General features: G+C 73.0%; 7 protein-coding genes. 3 read left to right on the top strand and 4 right to left on the bottom strand.

All coding sequences use genetic code 11. The annotated features are described in order from the left end of the window. Nucleotides 1-173: 173 nt before the first annotated feature. The 4 genes from H5J29_RS36220 to H5J29_RS14680 are packed head-to-tail and all read right to left on the bottom strand — an operon-like array spanning nucleotide 174 to nucleotide 3831. Nucleotides 174-1343, bottom strand: a complete 1170-nt coding sequence (locus tag H5J29_RS36220; RefSeq protein ID WP_181781521.1) for a class I SAM-dependent methyltransferase — start codon at nucleotides 1341-1343, stop codon at nucleotides 174-176. Beyond that, entirely contained in the window at nucleotides 1340-1708 is a 369-nt protein-coding gene (locus H5J29_RS14690; RefSeq protein ID WP_181781520.1) for a hypothetical protein, read from the bottom strand. The genes H5J29_RS36220 and H5J29_RS14690 overlap by 4 nt, the downstream gene beginning before the upstream one ends. Nucleotides 1709-1711: 3 nt before the next feature. Further along, a complete protein-coding gene (locus H5J29_RS14685) occupies nucleotides 1712-2410 on the bottom strand; it encodes an isochorismatase family protein (RefSeq protein ID WP_220187427.1) in 699 nt (232 codons plus the stop codon). Next, nucleotides 2407-3831 (bottom strand): dihydroorotase, encoded by a 1425-nt coding sequence (locus H5J29_RS14680; RefSeq protein ID WP_181781519.1) that lies wholly within the window; start codon nucleotides 3829-3831, stop codon nucleotides 2407-2409. The genes H5J29_RS14685 and H5J29_RS14680 overlap by 4 nt, the downstream gene beginning before the upstream one ends. A gap of 259 nt (nucleotides 3832-4090) precedes the next feature. Between H5J29_RS14680 and H5J29_RS14675 the strand changes: the two genes are divergently transcribed. The 3 genes from H5J29_RS14675 to H5J29_RS14665 form a co-directional block, all read left to right on the top strand. Beyond that, nucleotides 4091-5584: an aldehyde dehydrogenase family protein gene (locus H5J29_RS14675; protein ID WP_312858228.1), complete on the top strand. Its 1494-nt coding sequence runs from the start codon at nucleotides 4091-4093 to the stop codon at nucleotides 5582-5584. Nucleotides 5585-5609: 25 nt separating this feature from the next. Continuing rightward, a complete protein-coding gene (locus tag H5J29_RS14670; RefSeq protein WP_181781517.1) occupies nucleotides 5610-6725 on the top strand; it encodes a zinc-binding dehydrogenase in 1116 nt (371 codons plus the stop codon). 38 nt (nucleotides 6726-6763) lie between these two features. Then, nucleotides 6764-7376, top strand: a 613-nt coding sequence (locus H5J29_RS14665) for an FAD-dependent oxidoreductase (RefSeq protein ID WP_181781516.1), incomplete at its 3' end; no start/stop codon positions are given.

Here is a 7376-nt window from a genome sequence, read left to right as displayed (position 1 = left end):
GCGCTCGGTGACCCTGGTCGCGGCGCCCATCCGCACGAACGGGCTCGCGAAGGCGTTCTGGGAGTCGCCGAACAGCGCGAGGTCGAACCCGAGGCGCTCGGCCTCGGCGACCAGGGCGACGTCCTCCTCCGGCGGCGCGGGCCGGATGGACAGTCCGAACTCGACGTGCCCACTCATCGGGCCACCGCCTTCCGTGCGACGGTCAGCTGCAGCTGACCGGGGGAGCGGCCCGGCTGGGAGCGGCCCGTGCGGTCGGTGCCCTCGGTGCGCCCGCTGGCCACGAACGCCACCGAGACGTCCTCGGGAGCGAAGCCCGCCTCGACGGCCAGCCGGTCCAGGTCGGTGTCGTGCATGGCACCCCAGAACGGCTCGTTGTTGTAGAAGGTGTCGTAGTCGATCATGAACTGGGTGAAGAGGTCCTGGTCGGCGTACTGCGGCAGCTCGGCGTGGACCATGTACCCGCCGGGGGCGAGCAGCCGGTGGCACTCCGCGAAGATCCGGGGGAGCGAGGCCGCGCTCGTCTCGTGCAGCAGGATGTGCGACACGACGAGGTCGAACGAGCCCGCCGCGAACCGGGTGTCCTCGGCGTCCCGCTGGGCGAAGTGGACCCGCCTGCCCAGCGACTCCGCGCGCGCGTGGGCGTAGCGCAGCACGCCGGGGGCCACGTCGATGCCCCAGATCTCGGCCTCGGGGTACAGCTCGGCGTAGGGCAGCAGGCTGTGCCCGACGGAGCAGCCGAGGTCGAGGATCCGGGCCGGCCGGAAGTCCGGGAGCCGCTCGGCGAAGAAGTCGAAGGCCACCGACCGGCCCCGGCTGTCGCCGAGCGGGCCGCTGCGACCGAGCGCGTAGAGGTACACGCCACGGTCGTACATCGCGCCCGCGGCGACGTCGTGCCCGTCGGTCACCTCGTCCCAGTACCCGGTCGGCATGCCGTGCACGTCGAGGGTCTTGAGGTAGGGCGGGATCGGCAGGTCGGGATCGAGCTGGAGGGTCCCCCCGGCCCGAGCGGGCATCGACGACGCCCGCTCGGCCAGGTCCTCGGCCTGCCTCCCGACGATCTGCGCGGTGGTGTCCCAGACCTGCTCCTGCACGATGCGGCGCAGGGAGAAGGTGTGCTGCACGAAGGGGTCGGCCAGCATCGCCGAGCGGATCTCGGCGCGGGTGGCGGCGGGGTCGGGGAGCGCGGGCTCGACCCGGTCCCGCCACGCGTCGGCGACCCCGGGGACGAGACGGTCGAGGACGGTGCGGCGCAGCGTGCGGACGGCGTCCTCGCGGGCACGCTCGTCGAGCGTGGCCGAGGGCAGCACCGCGTGCGCGAACTGCTTCGGTGGGGTGACGGTCACGAGGTCTTCCTTCCCGGGGTGACCAGGGGAACGGGGTGCGGGGCGGACACCGTGGCGACGACGTCCTCCACGGTGGCGTAGCCGGTGTCGGCCTCCGCGCCGTCCTCGAGCACGACGCGCAGGACCCGCTCGACGAGGGCGGACCGCTCCGCCTCCCGCTCCGCGGCCGCGGCCGCGTCGGGCTCGTAGGCCTCGAGGTCGGCGCGGGTGAAGGGCCTGCCCGAGTCGAGCACCCGTTCGACGGCGTCCAACCGGTCGCGCAGGACGGACACCTCGCCCAGCAGGGCGACGAGCATGACGTGGAAGCGGTCGAGCTCGGGATCGGCGAAGAAGCGCGGGCGTGGCCCGCGGGCACGGAACCGCACGGCTCAGCCCGCCCGGTCGGCCGGGACCGGCGACGCCAGCGCGGCCACGAGCTCGTCGGTCGACGCCACGTCCGCGTACTTCTGCCCCATGTCGAACAGGTTGACCTGGTGCACGCTGTCGGCCCGGTCGTAGCAGGCGTCGTGCGGCACGGCGACGCGGAAGTTGTAGGCGAAGGCGTCCACGACCGTCGAGCGGACGCACCCGCTCGTGGTCGCCCCGGTCACGACGAGGGTGTCCACGCCGAGGTCGATCAGGTGCGAGACCAGCGCGGTGCCGAAGAAGGCGCTGGGGTGCTTCTTCGGGAGCAGCACGGCGTTCTCGTCCGGCGCGACCTCCGCGACGAAGTCGTACCCGCGGTCCGCGACCCCCATGATCGCCGGGACCTTGCCCGCCAGCCTGCCGCCCTCCGCGGCGACCTTGCGGGCCACGTGCGGGTACAGCACCGGGAGCCGGCGTGCCCGGAACACCGACAGCAGCCGGGCGATGTTCTCGACGGCGGCCCAGCCGCGCTCCCCGCACGAGGTCGGGTAGTCGGCGAGGGACTCGAAGAAGGGCTTGGGCGAGTCGCCGATCGTCCGGTACTGGACGTCGATGATGAGCAGGGCGGGGCGCTCGCCGAGGCCCACCGGCCTGCCGAACCCGGCGGCGGCGTAGCGCGCCTCGTCGTCCGGGCTGATCATGTCCGACCACGGGGAGCTCACGCGGACCTCCCGGCGGAGTGGGTGCGCGTGGCCTCGACGGCGGTGGCACCGCTCGCCGCGCGGTGGACGTAGCCGCCGGCCGGACCGGCCACGACCTCGCCGCCGCGCACCACCACGCGGCCGCCGACGACCGTGTCGGTGACCGAGACGCCGACCTCCAGGCCGGAGTACGGGGTGTAGGCGGCGGCGGAGACGACGGTGTCGTTCGAGAGGGTCCGGGGTGCGTCGAGGTCGACGATCGCGAGGTCGGCGTCCGCACCGGGGGCGATCCGGCCCTTCCGCGGGTACATCCCGAAGATCTTCGCCGGGTTGGTCGACACCACCTCGACGATGCGCTCCAGCGGGATGCCGCGGCGGAGGTGGCCCTCCGACAGCATCACCGGCAGGAGGGTCTCCATGCCGGGGAACCCGGCGGAGGCGGACCAGATGTCCTTCTCCTTGGCCGACCGGTGCCGGGGCACGTGGTCGGACCCGACGACGTCGATCTCGCCGCGCTCGAGGGCCGTCCAGAGGGCCTCGCGGTCCTCCGCGGTCCGCAGCGGCGGGTTCACCTTGCCGTAGGTGCCCACGCCGGACTCCTCGTCCAGCACCAGGTAGTGCGGGCAGGTCTCGACGTAGATCCCGGACTGGCGGTTCCGCCGGTCCGCGATGGCCTCCAGCGCCAGCCGGGAGCTCGTGTGCACCGAGAAGAGCGAGGTCCCGGACTCCGCGGCGAACATCGCGGCGCGCGAGATCGCCTCGGCCTCGACGACCGGCGGCCGCGACGCCCCCCAGGCCTGCAGCGGGTCCGCGGGCGGGTTCGCCTGCGCGGCCTCCCGGGTGCGCCAGACGACCTCGATGTTCTCCGGGTGCGGGTTGACCATCGCGCCCAGCGGGGCGGCCGCGCGCAGCAGGTCCCACAGGAAGCCGTCGTCGTTGCCCGGCAGGCCCAGGTAGGCGCCCTCCGTCCCGCGGAAGTTCATGAAGAACTTGAACGACGAGACGCCGAGCTCGTTCACGTACCGCGGCAGCATCTCCAGCTGGTGCGGCGTGCCGATCACGAAGTGCACCCCGAAGTCGGTGTACGAGGCCTGCTCGAAGAGCTTGATCGCGGGCTCGAACAGCTCCTCGTACGGCTCCGCGGACATGAGGTAGCCGAGCACCGTGGTCACCCCGCCGACGACGGCGGAGCGGGTCTCGGTGCCGACCTCCTCCGCCTCGCTGGGCACCGTGATGCTCGCGCCGAGATGGATGTGGGCGTCGATGGCACCGGGCAGCACGACCCGTCCCGTGGCGTCGAGGCGCTCGGTCGCGTCGGCGGTCGTGCCGGGCGGGAGCAGGGCTGCGATGCGGCCCTCGCGCACGGCGACGGCGGCCTCGGTCAGACCGTCCCCGGGCAGCAGTACCTGCCCGCCTTCCACTATCAGGTCGAACCGTTCCACGGAATGGTCGCCTCCCGTTCGAATGACTGTCGCGGGCTTGTCTCGGGCCACCCTAGACCGCTTCTTGCTACGGCCGTGCTACGCCGTTCGGCGACCTCGAAAAATTGCCTCTGAGCTGCGGATGCATCGGAATGACGGTGGATTCCGCCGGGTGTCGGAACACGCTTGCGTGAATGGCCTTCGGGGACCTTAGGATATGGCCGACAGGCGTCTCGCCCCCAGGACATTCGATACTCGAATCATCACAGTTGGAGCTGCCGTGCCCGCTCAGACCGACTCGCCGCAGGTGGTCTCGCGACCTCAGATCGACACTCGACCCCGCGCCCTGCTGATCGCGGGCGAGCCCGTGCCCGCGGCGGACGGCGCGACGTTCGACACCGTCGATCCCGCCGTCGGGACGGTGATCACCCAGGTCGCGAAGGCGGGCCCCGAGGACGTCGACCGCGCGGTCGACGCGGCCCGGGCCGCGCTGGCGGGGCCCTGGGCGGGCTTCAACCCGGACCAGCGCCAGCGGGTCCTGCTCCGCCTCGCCGAGCTCGTCGTGGAGCACGGGGAGGAGCTGGCGCTGCTCGACGTCATCGACGTGGGGCGCACGGTGGCGGCGGCGCGCTACCTGATCGCCGACGCCGCCGAGCTGCTGCGCTGGTACGCCGCGAAGGCCCGGACGGTGCGGGGCCAGACGATCGAGAACTCCCGGCGCGGCGAGCTGCTCACCTTCACGGTGCGCGAGCCGGTCGGCGTCGTCGGGGCCATCACGCCCTGGAACGCACCGCTGACCATGGCGATCTGGAAGATCGGCCCGGCGCTCGCGGCGGGCTGCACCGTGGTGCACAAGCCCGCCGAGCAGTCCCCCCTCTCCGCCCTGCGGTTCGCCGAGCTCGCCCTCGAGGCGGGGCTGCCGCCGGGCGTGCTCAACGTGGTCCAGGGAGACGGCGGCACCGGCGCGGCGCTGACCGAGCACCCCGGCGTCGACAAGATCTCCTTCACCGGGTCGGTCGCCACGGCCCGGCACATCGTGCGGGCCTCGGCGGGCTCGATGAAGCGGCTCACCATGGAGCTCGGCGGGAAGTCCCCGAACATCGTCTTCGCCGACGCCGACCTCGCGCTCGCCGTGCCCGCCGCGGGCGCCGCGATCTTCACCGGGAGCGGGCAGATCTGCGCGGCGGGCTCCCGCCTCTACGTGCACCGCTCCGTCTACGACGAGGTCGTGGCGGGCGTCGCCGAGTACGGCCGCGGCCTGCGGATCGGCGACCCGGCGCTGGCCACCACGCAGTTCGGTCCGCTCGCCTCGCGGGAGCAGCTCGACCGCGTGCTCGGCTACCTGGACGTCGGCCGCGCCGAGGGCGCCGAGGTCGTGTCCGGCGGCGCGCGCCTCACCGAGGACGGTCTGGGCGAGGGGTTCTACGTCCCTCCGACCGTGTTCGCCGGGGTCGACCCCGCCATGCGGATCGTGCGCGAGGAGATCTTCGGCCCGGTCGTGGTCGCCACCCCGTTCGAGACGGAGGACGAGGTCGTCGCGCTGGCCAACGCCACCGACTACGGGCTGGCGGCGGGCCTGTGGACCCGCGACCTCGGCACCGCGATGCGGATGACGCGCAGGCTCAAGGCGGGCAACGTCTGGGTCAACACCTGGGGCGTGACCGACCCCGCCGTCCCCATGGGGGGCTTCAAGCTCAGCGGCTACGGCAAGGACCTGGGCGACGAGCAGCTCGACGCCTACCTCGAGACCAAGGCCGTCGCCCTCAAGGGGTGAACCACCCCGAACCACCGGAGGAACCATGTTCGAGACCCGTGCCGCCGTACTCCGCGAGATCGGTGCGCCGTTGAGTGTCGAGACCGTCGTCTTCGACGACCCGACCGACCACGAGGTCGTCGTGGACGTCGCCGCGGCGGCGCTCTGCCACTCCGACCTGATCAGCTTCACCAGCTCCCGGACCACCGTGCCGATGATCGCCGGGCACGAGGCGGCGGGCGTCGTGACCGCGGTCGGCGCCGGCGTCGCAGGCCTCGCGCCGGGCGACCGGGTGCTGTTCACCTACATCCCGTCCTGCGGCCGCTGTGTGCCGTGCACCCGGGGCCGCACCGTGGACTGCGTCCGCGGCATGGGGTCCGACGGCGTCCCGCTGCAGGGGTCCCTGCGGGCCCGGACCGCCGAGGGCGAGGGCGTCCGGCAGATGACGCGCCTGGGCGTGTTCAGCGAGCGCGTCGTGGTGCACGAGGACTCCTGCGTGCCGGTCCCCGCCGACACCGACCTCCAGGCCGCCGCCCTGCTCTCCTGCGGGTTCATGACCGGGGCGGGAGCGGCGATGAACGCGGCGGGCACCCAGGTCGGCGACACCGTCGTCGTCATCGGCACCGGGGGTGTCGGGACCGCCGCCGTGCAGGGGGCGGTGGCCGCGGGCGCGGGCCGGATCGTCGCCGTCGACATCGCCGCCCACAAGCTCGACGCCGTGCGCAAGTTCGGCGCCACCGACACCCTCGACGCCACGCAGGAGGACTGGGCCTCCGCCGTGCTGGACCTGACCGGCGGGTACGGCGCGGACCGGGCCCTGCTCTGCGTGGGCAACGCCACGGCGGACCAGGTCAACGACACCGTCAAGGCCATCCGCAGCGGTGGCACGGCGGTGCTGGTCGGGGCCTCGCTCGGGGTGCCCGCCCTCGCCGTCAGCCCCTTCGAGTTCACCTCGAGGCACAAGACCCTCAAGGGCAGCCTCTACGGGGGCGACGACCCCTCCCGCGACCAGCTCGCCTTCCTCGACCTGCACCGGGCGGGCCGCCTCCGGCTCAAGGAGATGGTCACGTCCGTCTACCCGCTGGCGGAGGTCAACCAGGCGATCGACGACCTGCGTGCCGGCCGCAACATCCGGGGCATGATCGAGTTCTCGCAGCTCTGAGGCCCCACCCCGCATCCCCTCGCGAAAAGGAGTCCGAAATGTCCCAACCGTGGGATCTCATCGTCGTCGGGGCCGGTGCCGCCGGCCTCGCCTGTTCGATCACGGCGGCGGAGCGCGGTGCGCGCGTCCTCGTGGTCGAGAAGACCGACGAGATCGGCGGCACCCTCCTCGTGGCGGGCGGCAAGATGAGCGCGGCCGGTACCCGTCGGCAGCGTGAGCGCGGCATCGTCGACACCCCGGACGAGCACTTCGCCGACGTCATGGCGCTGTCCAACGGGACCGCGGACCCCGTCGTCGTCCGGCTCGCCGTCGACGAGGCGCCCCACACCGTCGACTGGCTGGACGATCTCGGCTTCCCGTTCGACCCGGAGTGCCCGGCCCCCGTCAGTGAGTACCAGCCCTACAAGTCGTACTCGAAGCCGCGGCTGTACTGGGGTCCGGGACCGGTCACCCGCCCGCAGATGGCCCGGTCCATCCTCGAGACCGTCCGGCCGCTGTTCGACCGCCAGGTCGAGTCCGGCGCGATCGAGCTGCGCACCCTGCACCCGTTGGCCGAGCTGGTGGTCGAGGACGGCGCGGTGGTCGGGGTCCTCGTGGACACCCCGCAGGGCCGCGAGGAGTTCCGCGCCCCCGCGGTCGTGCTGACGACCG

Origin of the sequence: Pseudonocardia pini, assembly GCF_013870575.1 — a bacterium.
Taxonomy (GTDB): Bacteria; Actinomycetota; Actinomycetes; order Mycobacteriales; family Pseudonocardiaceae; genus Pseudonocardia; species Pseudonocardia pini.
This window is presented reverse-complemented; position numbering and strand designations above follow the sequence as displayed.

Bases quoted from the DNA above. Each gene is read 5' to 3' on its own strand.
- H5J29_RS14670 (WP_181781517.1), top strand. From the start codon at position 5,610: ATGTTCGAGACCCGTGCCGCCGTACTCCGCGAGATCGGTGCGCCGTTG.